Annotated in this window: 16 protein-coding genes; 9 read left to right on the forward strand and 7 right to left on the reverse strand. The window is 60.4% G+C overall.

Translation table 11 applies throughout. The annotated features are described in order from the left end of the window. Positions 1-11 precede the first annotated feature (11 nt). Positions 12-827 carry a tRNA cyclic N6-threonylcarbamoyladenosine(37) synthase TcdA gene (tcdA, locus tag FW764_RS13180; protein WP_446434296.1) on the reverse strand — a complete coding sequence of 272 codons (816 nt, stop codon included), beginning with the start codon at positions 825-827 and terminating at the stop codon, positions 12-14. Between the two features lie 211 nt (positions 828-1,038). On the opposite strand from tcdA, the gene FW764_RS13185 reads away from it, so the two are divergent. The 4 genes from FW764_RS13185 (at position 1,039) to FW764_RS13200 (ending at position 6,260) form a co-directional block, all read left to right on the forward strand. After that, positions 1,039-3,630: a glycosyltransferase gene (locus tag FW764_RS13185; RefSeq protein ID WP_446434297.1), complete on the forward strand. Its 2,592-nt coding sequence runs from the start codon at positions 1,039-1,041 to the stop codon at positions 3,628-3,630. A gap of 237 nt (positions 3,631-3,867) precedes the next feature. Beyond that, a complete protein-coding gene (gene dapE / locus FW764_RS13190) occupies positions 3,868-5,019 on the forward strand; it encodes a succinyl-diaminopimelate desuccinylase (protein ID WP_446434298.1) in 1,152 nt (383 codons plus the stop codon). Beyond that, positions 5,019-5,828 (forward strand): putative RNA methyltransferase, encoded by an 810-nt coding sequence (locus FW764_RS13195; protein ID WP_446434299.1) that lies wholly within the window; start codon positions 5,019-5,021, stop codon positions 5,826-5,828. Before dapE ends, FW764_RS13195 begins: the two co-directional genes overlap by 1 nt. Positions 5,829-5,882: 54 nt before the next feature. Next, positions 5,883-6,260, forward strand: a complete 378-nt coding sequence (locus tag FW764_RS13200; protein ID WP_446434300.1) for a hypothetical protein — start codon at positions 5,883-5,885, stop codon at positions 6,258-6,260. Positions 6,261-6,402: 142 nt separating this feature from the next. Here FW764_RS13200 and FW764_RS13205 read toward each other — a convergent pair whose 3' ends face one another. Then, entirely contained in the window at positions 6,403-6,612 is a 210-nt protein-coding gene (locus FW764_RS13205; RefSeq protein ID WP_032891681.1) for a cold-shock protein, read from the reverse strand. Positions 6,613-6,792: 180 nt separating this feature from the next. Between FW764_RS13205 and plsB the strand changes: the two genes are divergently transcribed. From plsB to FW764_RS13220, 3 genes are read left to right on the forward strand one after another with little or no spacing between them, the layout of a single operon-like run. Continuing rightward, positions 6,793-9,297 (forward strand): glycerol-3-phosphate 1-O-acyltransferase PlsB, encoded by a 2,505-nt coding sequence (gene plsB, locus FW764_RS13210; protein WP_446434301.1) that lies wholly within the window; start codon positions 6,793-6,795, stop codon positions 9,295-9,297. 51 nt (positions 9,298-9,348) lie between these two features. Beyond that, the gene (locus FW764_RS13215) at positions 9,349-9,744 is read left to right on the forward strand and encodes a YbaY family lipoprotein (RefSeq protein WP_446434302.1); all 396 of its coding nucleotides are present in this window, start codon (positions 9,349-9,351) and stop codon (positions 9,742-9,744) included. A gap of 26 nt (positions 9,745-9,770) precedes the next feature. Further along, positions 9,771-10,460, forward strand: coding sequence for a DUF4197 domain-containing protein (locus FW764_RS13220; protein WP_446434303.1), 690 nt, complete (start codon positions 9,771-9,773; stop codon positions 10,458-10,460). Positions 10,461-10,950: 490 nt separating this feature from the next. Here FW764_RS13220 and FW764_RS13225 read toward each other — a convergent pair whose 3' ends face one another. The 3 genes from FW764_RS13225 to FW764_RS13235 are packed head-to-tail and all read right to left on the reverse strand — an operon-like array spanning position 10,951 to position 15,344. Then, positions 10,951-11,124 (reverse strand): hypothetical protein, encoded by a 174-nt coding sequence (locus tag FW764_RS13225; RefSeq protein WP_446434304.1) that lies wholly within the window; start codon positions 11,122-11,124, stop codon positions 10,951-10,953. A gap of 44 nt (positions 11,125-11,168) precedes the next feature. Next, positions 11,169-14,234 (reverse strand): efflux RND transporter permease subunit, encoded by a 3,066-nt coding sequence (locus FW764_RS13230; RefSeq protein ID WP_446434305.1) that lies wholly within the window; start codon positions 14,232-14,234, stop codon positions 11,169-11,171. Between the two features lie 6 nt (positions 14,235-14,240). Next, the gene (locus tag FW764_RS13235; protein WP_446434306.1) at positions 14,241-15,344 is read right to left on the reverse strand and encodes an efflux RND transporter periplasmic adaptor subunit; all 1,104 of its coding nucleotides are present in this window, start codon (positions 15,342-15,344) and stop codon (positions 14,241-14,243) included. Positions 15,345-15,437: 93 nt separating this feature from the next. Between FW764_RS13235 and FW764_RS13240 the strand changes: the two genes are divergently transcribed. Then, positions 15,438-16,073 (forward strand): TetR/AcrR family transcriptional regulator, encoded by a 636-nt coding sequence (locus FW764_RS13240; protein WP_446434307.1) that lies wholly within the window; start codon positions 15,438-15,440, stop codon positions 16,071-16,073. A 189-nt stretch (positions 16,074-16,262) separates the two neighbouring features. On the opposite strand, the gene FW764_RS13245 is transcribed toward FW764_RS13240, so the two are convergent. After that, positions 16,263-17,045: a class I SAM-dependent methyltransferase gene (locus FW764_RS13245; protein WP_446434308.1), complete on the reverse strand. Its 783-nt coding sequence runs from the start codon at positions 17,043-17,045 to the stop codon at positions 16,263-16,265. 96 nt (positions 17,046-17,141) lie between these two features. Between FW764_RS13245 and FW764_RS13250 the strand changes: the two genes are divergently transcribed. Further along, entirely contained in the window at positions 17,142-17,762 is a 621-nt protein-coding gene (locus tag FW764_RS13250) for an energy transducer TonB (RefSeq protein WP_446434309.1), read from the forward strand. A 3-nt stretch (positions 17,763-17,765) separates the two neighbouring features. On the opposite strand, the gene FW764_RS13255 is transcribed toward FW764_RS13250, so the two are convergent. Then, complete coding sequence (locus tag FW764_RS13255) at positions 17,766-18,464, reverse strand: extensin-like domain-containing protein (RefSeq protein ID WP_446434310.1); 699 nt, start codon at positions 18,462-18,464, stop codon at positions 17,766-17,768. Between the last annotated feature and the right edge of the window lie 2 nt (positions 18,465-18,466).

Genomic DNA, 18,466 nt, shown 5'->3' on the forward strand with positions numbered 1-18,466 from the left:
TGGCAGTAAATTTAAGTCGGCTTGACCCGCTCTGAAGGCCTGCGCACCCCTGCCACAATCTTATCCACTGCCTTGGTCGCCGCCACCATGCCGAACGTCGCGGTGACCATCATCACCGCGCCAAACCCACCGGCGCAGTCCAGCTTCACGCCATCGCCGACAAAACTCTTCTGCAAACAGATACTGCCGTCCGGCTTCGGATAGCGCAGCTGCTCGGTGGAAAACACGCACGGCACGCTGTAATGGCGAGTCACGGTGCGCGAAAAACCGTAGTCACGGCGCAGGGTCGAACGCACTTTCGACGCCAACGGGTCATTGAACGTGCGGTTCAGGTCGCACACCTGAATCAGCGTCGGGTCGATCTGCCCGCCCGCGCCGCCGGTGGTGATGATCTGGATCTTGCGCCGCTTGCACCAGGCAATCAGCGCGGCCTTGGCGTTGACAGCGTCGATGCAGTCAATCACGCAATCAATGTTCGGGGTGATGTACTCGGCCATGGTGTCGCGGGTGACGAAGTCCGCCACCGCATGCACGGTGCACTCCGGGTTGATACTGCGCAGGCGTTCGGCCATCACTTGAACCTTGGGCTTGCCCACGGTGCTGTCCAGGGCGTGCAACTGGCGATTGCTGTTGCTAACGCACACATCGTCCAGGTCAAACAGCGAAATCTCGCCCACCCCGCAACGGGCCATGGCTTCCGCCGCCCACGAGCCCACGCCGCCGACGCCGACGATCGCCACGTGGGCCGCTTTCAAGCGTTCCAGGCCTTCAATGCCATACAAGCGGGCGACGCCTGCAAACCTCGGATCTTCTGTGCTCATGACCATTACCCCAAAAACCGGCGCGCATTATGGACTACAGCGCGACAAGATCGAAGCTACAAGCTACAAGTAAAGAACTTAGATGGCCTTTCGCTGACTAACGTCCGGCTTTTCTCTGTCTGCTATACGCTCAGTCAAAGGCCGGTGTAGGATGCGCGCCGTTCGGCGTAGGCCGACACCTCTTTTCGTTCCACACCCTTTGGAACCCGAAATCGCCATGTCATCGCGTAAATTTGGACTCAACCTGGTGGTGGTGCTGGCAATTGCCGCGCTGTTCACCGGCTTCTGGGCGCTGATCAACCGCCCGGTCACTGCCCCCAACTGGCCCGAACAAATCTCCGGGTTCTCCTACTCGCCGTTCCAGCAAGGCCAGTTCCCGCAGAAAGACCAGTACCCAAGCGACGAAGAAATGCGTCGCGACCTCGAGATCATGAGCAAGCTGACGGACAACATCCGTACCTACTCGGTCGACGGCACCCTGGGGGACATCCCTAAGCTGGCGGAAGAGTTCGGCCTGCGCGTGACCCTCGGCATCTGGATCAGCCCGGACCTGGAACGTAACGAGCGGGAGATCCAGCGCGCCATCGAGCTGGCCAATAGCTCACGTAGCGTCGTACGCGTGGTGGTCGGTAACGAAGCGTTGTTCCGGGAAGAAATCACCCCAGAAGCGCTGATTGTGCTGCTGGACCGTGTGCGCGCCGCCGTGAAGGTCCCGGTGACGACCTCCGAGCAGTGGCACATCTGGGAAAAGAACCCACAACTGGCCAAGCACGTCGACTTGATCGCCGCGCACATCCTGCCGTTCTGGGAATTTATTCCGATGGACAAGGCTGGCCAATACGTACTCGACCGCGCACGGGACCTTAAGAAGCTGTTCCCGAAAAAGCCGCTGCTGCTGTCGGAGGTTGGCTGGCCGAGTAACGGACGCATGCGCGGAGGTAATGAAACCTCGCCGGCAGACCAGGCTATTTACCTGCGTACGCTGGTCAACAAGCTAAACCGCCAGGGCTACAACTACTTCGTGATCGAGGCGTTTGACCAGCCGTGGAAAGTCAGCGACGAGGGCTCGGCGGGCGCGTACTGGGGCGTGTACAACGCCGCGCGCCAGCAAAAATTCAACTTTGAAGGCCCAGTAGTCGCTATCCCGCAATGGCGCGTACTGGCCATCGGCTCGGTGGTGCTTGCGCTGCTGTCGCTGACCCTGCTGATGATCGACGGCTCGGCCCTGCGCCAGCGTGGCCGTACCTTCCTGACTTTTATCGCGTTCCTGTGCGGATCGGTACTGGTGTGGATCGGCTACGACTACAGCCAGCAATACAGCACCTGGTTCAGCGTGACCGTCGGTATCTTGTTGGCACTCGGCGCTCTCGGCGTGTTTATCGTGTTGCTGACCGAGGCCCACGAACTGGCGGAAGCAGTGTGGACCCACAAGCGCCGGCGGGAATTCCTGCCGGTGAAAGGCGATTCGCACTACCGCCCGAAAGTGTCGATCCATGTGCCGTGCTACAACGAGCCGCCGCAGATGGTCAAACAAACCCTCGACGCCCTAGCCGCCCTCGACTATCCAGACTACGAAGTCCTGATCATCGACAACAACACCAAAGACCCGGCCGTGTGGGAACCGGTGCGCGACTACTGCGAAACCCTCGGCCCACGGTTCAAGTTCTTCCACGTTGCGCCCCTGGCCGGTTTCAAGGGTGGCGCGCTGAACTACCTGATCCCGCACACCGCCAAGGATGCCGAAGTGATCGCGGTGATCGACTCGGACTACTGCGTGTCGCCGAACTGGCTCAAGCATATGGTGCCGCACTTCGCCGACCCGAAAATCGCCGTGGTGCAGTCGCCGCAGGATTACCGCGACCAGAACGAAAGCACCTTCAAGAAGCTCTGCTACGCGGAATACAAAGGCTTCTTCCATATCGGCATGGTCACCCGTAACGACCGCGACGCGATCATCCAGCACGGCACCATGACCATGACCCGGCGCTCGGTGCTCGAAGAACTCGGCTGGGCTGACTGGTGCATCTGCGAAGACGCCGAACTGGGCCTACGCGTATTCGAGAAAGGCTTGTCGGCGGCGTATTACCACGACAGCTACGGCAAAGGTTTGATGCCGGATACCTTTATCGACTTCAAGAAGCAGCGTTTCCGCTGGGCCTACGGCGCGATCCAGATCATCAAGCGCCACACCGCCAGCCTGTTGCGCGGCAAAGGCACCGAGCTGACCCGTGGCCAGCGCTACCACTTCCTCGCGGGCTGGTTGCCGTGGGTGGCGGACGGCATGAACATCTTCTTCACCGTTGGCGCCCTGTTGTGGTCGGCAGCGATGATCATCGTGCCGACGCGTGTCGACCCACCGCTGCTGATTTTCGCGATTCCGCCCTTGGCACTGTTCGTGTTCAAGGTGGGCAAGATCGTTTTCCTCTACCGCCGTGCAGTGGGCGTGAACTTGAAAGATGCGTTCTGCGCGGCCCTGGCCGGGTTGGCGTTGTCCCACACCATCGCCAAGGCGGTGCTGTATGGCTTCTTCACCACCAGTATTCCGTTCTTTCGTACACCGAAAAACGCGGATAACCACGGTTTCTGGGTAGCCATTTCCGAAGCTCGCGAAGAGATGTTCATCATGCTGCTGTTGTGGGGCGCGGCGCTGGGGATCTACCTGGTGCAGGGCCTGCCGAGCAATGACATACGCTTCTGGGTAGTGATGCTGCTCGTGCAGTCGCTGCCGTACGTAGCGGCGCTGATCATGGCGTTCCTCTCGTCGCTGCCAAAACCTGCGCCAGCGGTTGAGCCGGCAACGGCTGAGTAAAAACTTGCGCAATGCACTAAACGGCGGCCTCTGGCCGCCGTTTTGCTATAAGATAACGGCCGTTTTGCGAGACTTGGCCCGCCCCGGCTCTATGTGGGAGCTGGCTTGCCTGCGATGCAGACGCCGTGGTCTGACAGACACACCGCAGCGATGCCATCGCAGGCAAGCCAGCTCCCACATTTGTCCTGCGCCATCTCAAATGTCCTGCGCCCATTACACGCTTTCCGGAGTTTCCCAATGACGGCCCATGCCGACCTTTCGCCGACCCTTGAACTCGCTATCGACCTGATCCGTCGCCCCTCGGTGACGCCGATCGACGCCGACTGCCAGAAGCTGATGATGCAGCGCCTGGGCGATGCTGGCTTTGCGCTGGAGCCGATGCGCATTGAAGACGTGGACAACTTCTGGGCCACCCATGGCAAGCATGACGGCCCGGTGCTGTGCTTTGCCGGCCACACCGACGTGGTGCCGACCGGCCCGGTGCAGGCCTGGCAGAACGACCCGTTCGATGCGCTGATCGATGAAAACGGCATGCTCTGCGGCCGTGGCGCTGCAGACATGAAAGGCAGCCTGGCCGCTATGCTGGTGGCCGTCGAGCGTTTCGTCAGCGACTACCCGGACCACAAAGGCTCAGTGGCCTTTTTGATCACCAGCGATGAAGAAGGCCCGGCGCACCATGGCACCAAAGCCGTGATCGAGCGCCTGGCCGCGCGTAAGGAGCGTCTGGACTGGTGCATCGTCGGCGAACCGTCGAGCACCACGCTGGTGGGCGACGTGGTCAAAAACGGCCGTCGCGGCTCTCTCGGTGCCACCTTGACTGTGCGCGGCGTGCAAGGCCACGTGGCCTACCCGCATCTGGCGAAGAACCCAATCCACCTGGCCGCCCCGGCCTTGGCGGAACTGGCGGCCGAGCATTGGGATGATGGCAACACCTTCTTCCCGCCGACCAGCTTCCAGATTTCCAACCTCAGTTCCGGCACCGGCGCCACCAACGTGATCCCCGGTGACCTGACGGCGATTTTCAACTTCCGCTTCTCCACCGAATCGACTGTCGAGGGGCTGCAGCAGCGTGTCGCGCAAATCCTCGACAAGCATGGCCTGGACTGGCACGTGGAGTGGGCCTTGTCGGGCCTGCCGTTCCTCACCGAACCGGGTGCCCTTCTGGATGCGGTATCTGCCAGCATCAAGGCGATTACCGGCCGCGAAACCCAGGCATCCACCAGCGGCGGTACCTCCGATGGGCGCTTCATCGCCACGCTGGGCACTCAGGTGGTCGAGCTCGGCCCGGTCAACGCAACGATCCACCAGGTTAACGAACGCATCCTGGCCAGTGACCTCGACGTGCTGACCGAAATCTATTACCAAACCCTGATCAAGTTGCTCGCCTGATGCTCGCTTGCCCCATTTGCAGCGCACCGCTCAACGCGGTGGACAATGGCGTGGCGTGCCCGGTCGGGCACCGTTTCGACCGTGCGCGCCAGGGTTACCTGAACCTGTTGCCGGTGCAGCACAAGAACAGCCGCGACCCGGGCGATAACCTGGCCATGGTCGAAGCACGCCGCGACTTCCTCAACGCCGGGCACTACGCCCCGGTGGCCAAGCGCCTGGCCGAACTGGCCGCCGAGCGTGCGCCACAGCGTTGGCTGGACATCGGCTGTGGCGAGGGTTACTACACCGCGCAACTCGCCGAAGCCCTGCCCGATGCCGACGGCTACGCGCTGGATATCTCCAAGGAAGCCGTCAAGCGCGCGTGCAAACGCAACCCGGCGCTGACCTGGTTGATCGCCAGCATGGCCCGCGTGCCGTTGGCCGATGCCAGCTGCCAGTTCCTCGCCAGCGTTTTCAGCCCCCTGGATTGGGCAGAGGCCAAGCGCCTGCTCAGCCCCGGCGGCGGCCTGATGAAGGTCGGCCCGACTGCCGGCCATTTGATGGAACTGCGCGAGCGCCTGTACGACGAAGTGCGTGAGTACACCGATGACAAGCACCTGGCCCTGGTGCCGGACGGCATGAGCCTGGCGCACAGCGAAACCCTTGAATTCACCTTGAGCCTGGCCGAGCCAAAAGACCGAGCCAACCTGCTGGCGATGACGCCACACGGCTGGCGCGCAAGTGCCGAGCGCCGCGCCGAAGTGATCGAGGCCGCCGAACCGCTGCAGGTCACGGTGTCGATGCGCTACGATTATTTCGTGCTTCAATAACCGACTTTTAAACATCCGCGAATGGATTTTCGAATCCCGCAACGAGGAACATCCATGCGCCAACCTGATATCGAGATTTACCTGAAGGACGCCGACGTCGACCACAAGGCCATTGCCGCCTGGCTGGGCGCCGCACTGGGCCCGTGCACCGACTGGGCCCAGAAAGGCCAGACCTACAAGTGCAAGGCCGGCAACGTGCCGGTCACTTGGTTACCTAAGGCAGTCGGCAAGTGGAACAGCCTCTACCTGGAAAGCGACCAGACCCCGTGGGACGACGACATCGCCTGCGCCCGCGCCGCCTTTGCTGCGCTGAACGTCGAAGTGCGTTGTGCGCCGGGTACGTGGGTTGAGGAAGAAGGTGAGGAAAGCGCTGATCGCTGGATGCGCATCAGCGTGGACGGTGAAGAAGAGATCACCTGGAAAACAGCCTGACCCTGAAGGGTGACCCCAATCAAAATGTGGGAGCGGGCTTGCTCGCGAAAGCGGTGGATCAGTCACTTTTATACTGACTGACACACTGCTTTCGCGAGCAAACCCGCTTCCACATGGGTTCAGCGGTGTAGCAAAATCCAGGTTAAAGACCCACCACATCCTCCGCCTGCAACCCCTTCTCGCCGGTCACCACGGCGTATTCCACCTGCTGGCCCTCGGCCAATGAGCGGTGGCCGTCACCGCGAATGGCGCGGTAGTGCACAAACACATCCTTGCCGTCTTCACGCTGAATAAAGCCATAGCCCTTTGCATCGTTAAACCACTTCACATTGCCGGTTTCGCGCGTTGCCATCTGTTTTGCTCCCACATGCTTTTATTGTTGAGTCGTTCGCATTGAACTGCCGAGTATAAGACAGGCTCAAAAACGATCAACTCAAGTTTACATCGCCGCTTTTTTGCCGATTTTCGACGAATACGGCACACTACCCACCCGAGCGCCTGCTCGGTTTTTTCCACTTGAAGCAGCACGCCTATGACCCGCTCCCCGTTCCGCCGTCTGGTGTTTGGCACCTTGCGCCGACTGTTGTACCTCTGGGTTCGCTCGGAGACGATCAACCAGTCGTCCCTAACCCTTAACCTCGACCGCAGCCGGCCGGTGTTTTACGTCCTGCAATCGCCCTCCCTCACCGAATTGGCGGTGGTCGACACCGAGTGCACCAAGGCCGGCTTGCCGCGCCCGGTGCTGCCGGTCTCGGTAGGCCCGCTGATCGAACCGGCGGCGTTCTTTTACCTAACGCCCGAGCCGGATTGGCTCGGCCGTCAGGACAAACGCGGTGCGCCGCCGACCCTGACCCGGCTGGTCAACACCCTGAGCGACCACGCCGAAGAGAATGCACAAATCATTCCGGTCAGCGTGTTCTGGGGGCAATCGCCCGAGAGCGAGTCCAGCCCGTGGAAACTGCTGTTTGCCGATAGCTGGGCCGTCACCGGGCGCCTGCGCCGGTTATTGAGCATCCTGATCCTGGGTCGCAAGACCCGCGTGCAATTCTCCGCGCCTATTAACCTGCGTGAATTGATCGAGCACAATAAAGGTCACGAACGCACCGTGCGCATGGCCCAGCGCATCCTGCGCGTGCACTTTCGTAACCTGAAGACTGCGGTCATCGGTCCAGACCTGTCGCACCGCCGCAATCTGGTGAAAGGCCTGGTGAACATGCCGCTGGTGCGCCAGGCCATCCTGGATGAAGCCGAGCGCGAAAAAATCACCCCGGAAAAAGCCAAGGCCCAAGCCTTGCGTTATGGCAACGAGATCGCCTCGGACTACACCTACACCGCGATCCGCTTCCTGGAAGTGGTGCTGAGCTGGTTCTGGAACAAGATCTACGACGGCATCAAGGTCAATAACATCGAAGGTGTGCAAAAGGTTGCCCAAGGTTATGAGGTGATCTACGTACCTTGCCACCGCAGCCATATCGACTACCTGCTGCTCTCCTACCTGCTGTTCAAAAACGGTTTGACCCCGCCGCACATCGCCGCGGGTATCAACTTGAACATGCCGGTGATCGGCAGCCTGCTGCGTCGTGGCGGCGCGTTTTTCATGCGCCGCACCTTCAAGGGCAACCCGCTGTACACCTCGGTGTTCAACGAATACCTGCACACGCTGTTCACCAAGGGTTTCCCGGTCGAGTACTTCGTCGAAGGCGGGCGCTCGCGCACCGGGCGCATGCTGCAACCAAAAACCGGCATGCTGGCGATTACCCTGCGCAGTTTCTTGCGGTCCTCGCGCATGCCCATCGTGTTCGTGCCGGTGTACATCGGCTATGAGCGCGTACTCGAAGGCCGCACCTACCTCGGCGAGCTGCGCGGTGCAAGCAAGAAGAAAGAGTCGATCTTCGATATTTTCAAAGTGGTCGGCGCGCTCAAGCAGCGCTTCGGCCAAGTGGCGGTCAACTTCGGCGAGCCGATCAAGCTGGCCGAGTTTCTCGACGCCGAGCAACCCGACTGGCGCGCCCAGGAGCTGGGCCCGAACTACAAACCGGCGTGGCTCAACGAAACCACCCACCGCCTCGGCGAACAGGTGGCACGCCACTTGAACGAAGCCGCCGCAGTAAACCCCGTGAATCTGGTGGCCCTGGCGCTGCTCTCGACCACGCGCCTGGCCCTGGACGAACAAGCCATGGCACGCCAGTTGGATCTGTACCTGGCGCTGCTGCGCCGCGTGCCCTACTCGCCGCATACCACCCTGCCGGAAGGCGATGGCATGGCGCTGATTAAGCACGTCAAGGACATGGACCTGTTGTCGGAACAGAGCGACGCACTGGGTAAGATTTTGTATTTGGACGAGCAAAACGCCGTCCTGATGACTTATTACCGCAACAACGTGCTGCACATCTTCGCCCTGCCGGCGTTGCTGGCGAGCTTCTTCCAGAGCAGCTCGCGCATGAGCCGTGAACAGATCCTGCGCTACACCCGCGCACTCTACCCGTACCTGCAATCGGAGCTGTTTATCCGCTGGTCGCTGGACGAGTTGGACGCGGTGGTCGACCAATGGCTTGCAGCGTTTGTCGAACAAGGCTTGCTGCGCTTCGAGAACGACGTGTACCTGCGCCCGGCGCCGAGTTCACGCCACTTTGTACTACTGACACTGCTGTCCAAGAGCATCGCCCAGACCTTGCAACGCTTCTACATGGCGATCTCGTTGCTGCTCAACAGCGGCCAGCACAGCATCAGCGCCGAAGAGTTGGAAGACCTGTGCACGATCATGGCCCAGCGCCTGTCGATCCTGCACGGCCTCAACGCTCCGGAATTCTTCGACAAGAGCCTTTTCCGACATTTTATCCAGACGTTGCTGGAGCAAGATGTGCTGCGCCGCGATGAAGCCGGTAAGTTGAGCTACCACGACCTGCTCGGTGAGTTGGCCGAAGGTGCGGCCAAACGCGTACTGCCGGCCGATATTCGTTTGTCGATCCGCCAAGTGGCCTTGCATCGCGTGGACGGCGCGGCTGAGACTGCGGTTGAAACCGAAAAAAGCCGCTAGATTGAATAAGGCGCCGGGCGGTTTCCGGCGCCGTTGAAAAGGAGCTGTACCATGAAAAAGATCATCCTCCTGGGCCTGACCGCCCTGCTCGGAGCTTGCCAATCCATGACCCCGAAGGCCAGCCTCGACGGCGAAGTGTTTTACCTGCAACGCATCGCGCTGCCGCCCGCCGCGATCTTGAGCGTCAGCCTGCAGGATGTGTCCTTGATGGACGCCCCGGCCGTGACCCTCGCCGAACAAAAAGGCCCGGTCAAAGGCCAGGTGCCACTGCCGTTTCACCTGAGTTACGACCCGGCTCAGATTAAGCCCGGCCACACGTACTCGGTGAGCGCTCGCATCGAGCTGGATGGCAAGCTACTGTTTATCACCACCGAACGGCACGCTGTGCAGCTCAACGGCCAAGACCCACAACCGCTGCGCCTGCGGGTTGATGCGGTCGCACATTGATCACTCCATTTCAAAAGGAAGCGCTCATGCTCCGTAAATCCCTTCGCCTCACTGCCCTGTGTGCCGGCCTGTTATTCGGTGCCAACGCCATGGCCCTGTCACTTGGCAGCCTGTCCCAGGGTGACGCCAGCGGCGGCCTCAAGGACGCGCTGACCCAAGGCGCACAGATTGCCGTGAAACAACTGGGCGTACCTGGTGGTTTCAGCAACAACCCTGAAGTGAAGATCGGCCTGCCCGGCAAACTGGGCAAAGTCGCCGACAAGCTGAAAATGTTCGGCATGGGTGATCAGGTCACGCAACTGGAAACCAGCATGAACAAAGCGGCAGAAACCGCCGTGACCCAGGCTCAGCCGATCCTGGTCAATGCGGTGAAGAACATGAGTGTGACCGACGCCAAGGGCATCCTCACCGGTGGCCAGGACTCTGCTACGCAATACCTGAACAAAAGCAGCCGCGAAGAGATCCGGGCCAAGTTCCTGCCGATCGTCAAGGCGGCCACCGACAAGGTCGGCGTCGCCCAGCAGTACAACGCGTTGGCTGGCAAGGCGGCAGCGTTTGGCGCGGTTGATGCCAAAAGTGCCAACGTCGAAAGCTACGTGACCGAACAGGCGCTGGACGGCTTGTTCAAGATGATCGCACAGCAGGAAGAAACCATTCGCAAGAACCCGGCGGCGGCGGCCACCAGCTTGGCGAAGAACGTGTTTGGCGCGCTATAAACCCTAAGAGTCATCCTCACTCACTGCACCCAGGTCAGTACGGGCCTGGGTGCAGCTGTCTTACGCTAGCAGCCTAGCGACTCAACGATATAGCGGATACAAAGGCCGGCAAGGCACTGGCTGCTCACAGGTCGGGTAAGTCTGTGTCTGTGTCTGTGTCTGTGGCTGTGGCCGTGGATGCGAGTTGGTGTAGCCCGGCTGGGCGGTGTGGGAATGACAATCAACGGTCTGCTCACACACCGGGTAAGTCTGTGGTTGCGGTTTAGCGTAGATCGGCCTGGTGGGCTGGTGATGACTGGTTTGCCCATAACCTGGCCGCTGCGGCCTAATGTTCCCACTATCGTTACAGCGCAATTTGTTGCCCACCAGCGTCCCCAGAAATGCACCTTTGAAAGCAGCAACGGCATTAAAAAACGACATGTAGTACTCCATAAACTCATTGAAATAGGCACGACCGCCAAAAGGCAAAGCCGAAACCTGCGCCTGTCCATCAGGCAATTCTGAGTGGAGTCAAAAAACCGATCGTTCCAGATGAACCGAGGCCGCTTTGAGTCAGCATGTAAATCAATGAATAACCGAGACCGCCAATCGCCCTATCATGAGCGTGGCGAAACAGCAGATCGCCAGGGGCGTCGCGCGGTTGATCTTCAACGGCTTCAGCCACGCCTGCTGCCCTCACCTGAACACCTTCACATCTCCCAACATAAACTATCGCGCATCCTTCTTGACCCGGAACCACGCCGCATACAGCGCCGGCAGGAACAATAGGGTCAACGCCGTCGCCACAATCAACCCGCCCATGATCGCCACGGCCATCGGCCCGAAGAACACGCTGCGTGAAAGTGGGATCATCGCCAGTACCGCCGCCAGCGCTGTCAGCACAATCGGACGGAAGCGTCGCACGGTCGCTTCAATGATCGCTTGCCACGGCGTCAGGCCGGCCTTGATGTCTTGTTCTATCTGGTCCACGAGGATCACCGAGTTACGCATGATCATCCCCGACAAAGCGATGGTCCCCAGCATGGCGACGAAGCCGAAGGGCTGGCGGAAGACCAACAGGAACAAGGTCACGCCGATCAGGCCCAGGGGCGCCGTGAGAAACACCATCGCCGTGCGTGAGAAGCTGCGCAGTTGCAGCATCAACAACGTCAACACCACCACGATAAACAGTGGCACACCGGCCTTGACCGAGTTCTGGCCACGTGCGGAATCTTCGACGGTGCCGCCGACTTCCAACAGGTAACCATCCGGCAGTTCGGCACGCACGCCTTTGAGGGTCGGCAGGATTTGCTGGACCAGGGTCGCCGGTTGCTCCTTGCCGTAGATATCGGCGCGCACGGTTACCGTCGGCAGGCGGTTACGGTGCCAGATAATGCCCTCTTCAAAGCCGTATTCAAGGGTCGCAATCTGCGACAGCGCGACGCTTTTGCCGTTATCCGTCGGTACGGCCAGGCTCGGCAACAACGACAACTCAGTACGTTCATGCACGGTGCCGCGCAAGAGGATCTCGATCAACTCGTTGTCCTCGCGGTACTGGCTGACGCTGGAACCGGTGAGTGAACTCTGCAGGAATTTCGACAGGTTGGCCGTGCTCACACCCAGCGCGCGCGCGCGGTCCTGGTCGATATTGAGGTAGATGATCTTGCTTGGCTCTTCCCAATCCAGGTGCACGTTGACCACGTGGGTATTTTCGCGAACCTTAGCCGCCACTTTGCGTGCCAGGGCGCGGACTTCTTCGATGTGTTCGCCGGTCACGCGAAACTGTACCGGGTAACCTACAGGCGGACCGTTTTCCAGGCGAGTAACCCGCGAACGCAGCTCTGGGAACTGTTCGTTAAGCGTTTCGATCAACCATGTGCGAAGGCTTTCGCGCTCTTCGATGGTCTTCGCCAGCACCACAAATTGCGCGAAGCTGGCAGCCGGCAGTTGCTGGTCCAGCGGCAGGTAGAAGCGCGGCGAACCGGTGCCAACATAGGCCACGTAGTTGTCGATGCCGGTGTGTTCCTTGAGCAAGGCTTCCAGGCGTTTGACCTGCTCGGCGGTATTGCTCAGGGAGGCGCCTTCCGCCAGTTTGAGGTCGACCATCAACTCCAGTCGCCCGGAGGCCGGGAAGAACTGTTGCGGCACAAAGCGGAACAGCGCAACCGAGCCGATAAACAGCAGCAAGGTCAACACAATCACGGTTTTGCGCCGACGCACACACCATTCAACCAGACGTCTTACGCGCTGATAGAAAGGCGTGCCGTAGGGATCGGGACCATCGGTGCCATGTTTGGCAGCATGAATCTTCGCCAAATCCGGTAGGAGTTTTTCTCCCAAGTACGGCACAAACACCACGGCGGCAACCCACGACGCCAACAATGCGATCGTCACTACCTGAAAGATTGAACGGGTGTACTCGCCAGTGCTCGATTGCGCGGTGGCAATCGGCAGGAAACCCGCCGCCGTAATCAACGTGCCGGTGAGCATCGGGAACGCGGTGCTGGTCCAGGCGAAGCTGGCGGCTTTGAGCCGGTCGTAGCCCTGCTCCATTTTGATCGCCATCATTTCCACGGCGATGATCGCATCATCCACCAGCAAGCCGAGGGCCAAGACCAGCGCACCGAGTGAAATCTTGTGCAAGCCGATGCCAAGGTAATACATGGTGGCAAAGGTCATCGCCAACACCAGCGGAATCGCCAGGGCCACGACCATCCCGGTGCGTACGCCAAGGGAGAAAAAGCTCACCAGCAAGACGATGGCCAACGCCTCGGCGAGTACCTGAACGAATTCGCCGACGCTGGTTTTCACCGCTGCGGGTTGGTCCGACACCTTGCGCAGCTCCATGCCTGCCGGAAGGTTCTTCTGCAAACGTGCGAATTCACCTTCGAGGGCCTTGCCCAGTACCAGAATGTCGCCGCCATCTCGCATGGCCACGGCCAGGCCGATGGCGTCCGCGCCCATGTAGCGCATCCGGGGTGCCGGTGGGTCATTGAAGCCACGGTGGATATCGGCCACGTCGCCAATGCGGAAGGTGCGGTCACCTACACGAATCGGGAAGTTGCGAATCTCCTCCACCGTCTTGAAGTTACCCGAGACGCGCAGTTGCACGCGCTCGGTCGGGGTTTCGAAGAAGCCTGCGGTAGAGACCGCGTTCTGCTCCTGCAAAGCCTGCTGTACAGCAGCCAATGGCAGGCCGAGGGTGGCGAGCTTGAGGTTGGACAGTTCGATCCAGATCTTCTCGTCCTGAAGGCCAAGCAGCTCGACCTTGCCCACATCCGGCACGCGTTGCAGTTGAATCTGGATGCGGTCGGCGTAGTCCTTGAGCACCGCGTAATCAAAACCTTCCCCCGTCAGGGCATAGATATTGCCGAAGGTCGTGCCGAATTCATCGTTGAAAAACGGTCCCTGAATATTCGGCGGCAAGGTCTGGCGAATGTCGCTGATCTTCTTGCGCACCTGATACCACAAGTCGGGAATCTGCGCGGAGTGCATCGAGTCGCGGGCTATAAAAGTGACCTGGGATTCACCGGGACGTGAGAAGGAGACAATGCGCTCATAGTCGCCGGTCTCCATGAGTTTTTTCTCTATGCGCTCGGTGACCTGCCGCGAGACTTCCTGGGCCGTAGCCCCCGGCCAATTGGTCTTGATTACCATGGCCTTGAACGTGAACGGTGGGTCTTCGCTTTGCCCCAGCTTGGTGTAGGACAGAGTGCCGACCACCGCCAGAAGGATCATCAGGAACAGTACGATCTGGCGATTACGCAACGCCCATTCGGAAAGATTGAAACCCATCGGGGACTACTCCTTGTTGGCCGCCAGATTCACTACGCGGTTGGAGCGATCCACGGGGCGCACTTGCTGGCCCTCATGGAGCACATGCACACCCGCCGCAATCACCCAGTCGGAGGGAGCCAGGCCCTCCAGAACCGGTACGGTTTTTTCGCCAAAGGCGCCGATGCGTACCGGGGTGCGCTTGAGTGTGTTGTCCGCCTGTACCCGCCAGACGTAGGGCGCACCATTCTCCGAACTCAGTGCTGACAGCGGCACCGACAGAGGAATAACGCCGTCGGCCTGTATGTATACGCGGGCGCTTTGACCCAATTCAGCCGGGACTTTGCCGCCGGTAAACGCGACGCGGGCGGCGAAAGTGCGGGATTTTGGATCGGCGGCGGGCGACAACTCACGAATGCGCCCGGCAAAACGCTGGTCGGGCTGGCTCCACAATTCGACCGACACCGGCTGGCCGATCTTGAACCGACCGAAGCCTTGCTCCGGCAGGCTGATCAGCACTTCACGCTCGCCATCGGTGGCCAGGGTGAATACGGTCTGGCCAGCAGACACCACTTGGCCGACTTCCACCGCGCGTTTGGCGACCACACCGTCTTGGGGCGCACGCAGCACAGCGTAGCCCGCCTGGTTGCTGGACACGTCGAACTCGGCCTTGATCTGCTTCAGGCGTGCCTCACCGGATCGGTAGAGGTTTTCGGAATTGTCGTACTGGGAACGGCTGACCATCTGACGGTCCATCAGGGTCTTGTAACGATCACGCTCGGCGCGCACGAGGCTCAGGTTGGCTTCGGCGGCGGCTACTTGAGCACGAGTGGCTTCCAGTTGCAGGCGCACGTCCTGCGGGTCGAGTTCGGCCAGCGGCTGATTGGCCTTCACCCGTTCGCCCTCCTCCACCAGGCGTTTGCTGACTTTGCCGCCAATGCGAAAGGCCAGGTCCGGCTCATATCGGGCACGCACCTCACCTGGGAAACTGTCCATCGCCTGCGCCGAGGGTTGTGGTTGCACCACCATCGCCGGGCGGATGTTGGTGTGAGCCGCTTCTTCCTGGCCGCAGGCGGCCAACAGGAAGATCAGGCTGACAGGCAACGCAAGTGGCAGGAAAGTGCTGCGCATGCTGAAGGACCTTTCGCAAATGTAACAAGGAATAATTATACTTACCGGTATGTTATTAATACCAAACTCATCAGTCCAGTATTAAAGGTGAAAATGTCCGACAATCCTGTAAACACCAATAGCCCCGGGCGTCCCAAGGACATGGCAAAACGCCAGGCAATCCTCGAAGCAGCGAAAATCCTGTTCTTGAGTAATGGCTACGCCAGCACCAGCATGGATGCCGTGGCCCTTGAGGCCGGCGTGTCGAAACTGACCGTCTACAGCCACTTCACTGACAAAGAGACCTTGTTCACCGCCGCCGTCGTGGCGAAATGCGAGGAACAACTGCCGGTGATGTATTTTGAGCTGCCAGTAGGCATACCGGTGGAAACCGTGCTGCTGAACATCGCACGGGGCTTCCATCGGCTGATCAACAGTGAGGAGTCGGTGAACCTGCATCGCCTGATGATGACCACCGGCAGTCAGGACGTGAAACTCTCACAGATCTTCTTTGAAGCCGGCCCCATGCGCATGCTGCAAGGCATGGAGCGCCTGCTCAGCCGCATCGACCAGAGCGGCGCCCTGCGCATCGACAAACCGTTTACGGCGGCCGAGCACTTCTTTTGCCTGCTCAAGGGCACGGCGAATTTCTGTTTGCTGTATGGCTGTGGCGGGCAACTGAGTGAAGAAGCCGCCGAAGCGCATGTGCAGGAGGTGGTGGGGTTGTTTATGCGGGCCTATAGGCCCTGAGCGTTGTGCTGCCTGAGTTGGACTGAGCGTAGGCAGGTCGGCGACCACAGAAGAGCTGCTCTGTGTTGCTACGTTGTTGCTTCAACCACTCAGGTCGCCGCACAAATGGATAGATACCCAGCCCCAAAAAACCACGCTCAAGCCACTCGGATGCCCAAGCCGCGACAGGCCCTCAGCCCCGGCGAGCACTCACGGTTTTAAAGCCTTCTTAGGATAGATGTCATACCGGCTCGACTTCCCATCCAACGCATGGCTCGGCTTGGCCCCCTCAATGCACGGCGCCTTGCGCGGGCGCTTGACCACCACACGGTGGGTGGCCAAGGCCAGGGCGGCGGCGAGCAAGGCCGGTGCGTCCGGATCATCGCCCACCAGTGGCCGGAACAGGCGCATTTCCTTCTTCACCAGTGCGGTTTTCTCACGATGAGGAAACATCGGGTCCAGGTAGATCACCTGTGGCGGCTCGCCTTCCCACGTGAGCATCACATCGATGGAGTTGCCCTTTAGCAACTTCATGCGCGCCACAATCGGTGCCACTTCAACGTCATCCGCGCCGCGAGCCAGGCCGTCCTCGAGCAAAGCGCCGATCAGCGGTTGACGCTCTATCAGGCTCATCTCGCACCCCAGGCTAGCCAATACAAACGCATCCTTACCCAAACCCGCCGTGGCATCCAGCACCCGTGGACGCACGCCTTGAGCAATCCCCACAGCCTTGGCGATCATCTGCCCGCTGCCACCGCCGTATAACCGCCGGTGCGCCGCGCCACCTTCGACAAAATCCACGCGCACCGGCCCCGGCGCATCAGGCCCGAGCTGTTGCAGTTGTAGGCCGTGCTCGCCGACTTGAAGGGAAAAGTCCGCCTCCTCCAGCTGTAAAGGTAGGCCAAGCTGCGAAGCCCATTGCTCGGCACGCGCCTTAAAACCTTCGGCCATGGCCTCGACCCGAATGCGGCTGGCCGCTGGTTGTTCGCTCATCAATCGCTACGCTCAAAAATATTAAGGATCGGCAAACAGCGGCCGATAAAAACAACAATCAGGTATTTTGCCAGAGCTGAGCGTCGACCGAGAAAAATGTCAGACATTCTTCCCCTAACTATCGGTGTACTGCCGACCCACAACCACTACGGCCTGCGCAATACTCAAGCGCTGGCCGGGGTGAGTCATGTGTGGCAGGACTTCTTCGCCCGTGCCTTGGCCGAGCAGCTCGGTGACACGCCGGACGCGCTCGCCGCCAAAGCACCGGCACCGAAAGATCCGGCGGTAGAACCCAGTGAAGGCGCCGACCTGCTGTCGCAGATCCTTACCCAACGTGAGTGCGATGTAAAAGACACCGAGATCGTCCCGCCGGAGCCGCTCTTCCTCCCTATCGCCGAACTTGAAACCGAGTTGCTGCCACCGCCTCCCGTGCCGTTTCCTGCAGAAGAGATCGTCGCCCAACAGCGCCAGCAGAATTTCGAAAACGGTTGGGTACGCCCGATTGTAGTGAACGCCGGTCAACCGCTGCCCGAGCCAGGTCCGGCGCCGAAACCAAAGCCGCTGCACTTGCCAATCGCCGAGTTTGAACTGGACTTGCTGCCACCGCCCGCCACGCCGTACCCGACCGAAGACCTGCTAGCGCAACAGAAAGCGCTGGACTTCGATTACCACTGGGCGCGCCCTCTGATCCTCAACAACCTGCGCCTGGCCGCCTAAGCCTCAGCGACACACCCACCAACGGCCCATGTCCAAATGGAAGTGGTTTCGATGGGCGGCGTTGTAGTCCGGGCTCAACACCACGTTGAAATCCTCGCAGGCGCCATCACGTACCTGTCGCAAAAAACGCGCACTGTCGCCCTCCCCCGGCCAATCTTTGAGCACACTGATGCTGCGCCCATCCGCCAGGCGAAAGCCGGTGATATCCAGGGCATTCGCCGAGGCATGCTGACTGAGTCGTCCGTCTGCGCGGTTGTACATGTTGCGGCAGGCAAAGCTGCCCACGTGATCGACCCGCGTCACCGCCTGGCCAAACACCGCCTGGGACGCCGGTTGCAGGCTGTGGCGCTCGAACAGGGCAAATGCGACGGCCAACGGGCAACTGGCGAGAAAGCTGCTGCTCAAGGCTACGTCGGCGCCTTGCACGCGCAAGACATTGCGCAATGGGCACGCGGCGTCGACAGCGCTGTCTGCCTGATGGCTGACGCGCAAACCAGAGGTTTTCAGCACTTGGTCGCACAGCGCCGGGTCGTCCTGCAACCGGCCGAGTTTGAAGCGTGTGAGCACATTCGGGCTGGCGCGCACATCCAGCGGTGCCCAGGGGTTCCACTCAGCCAGCAACGGCACCCAGCCACGCCAAACGCCCAGTGCGAACACACCCGCCAGCAACAGCAGCGCCCCGACCACTCTGAAAAAGCGCACGG

The organism is Pseudomonas sp. 1152_12 (genome assembly GCF_052850675.1).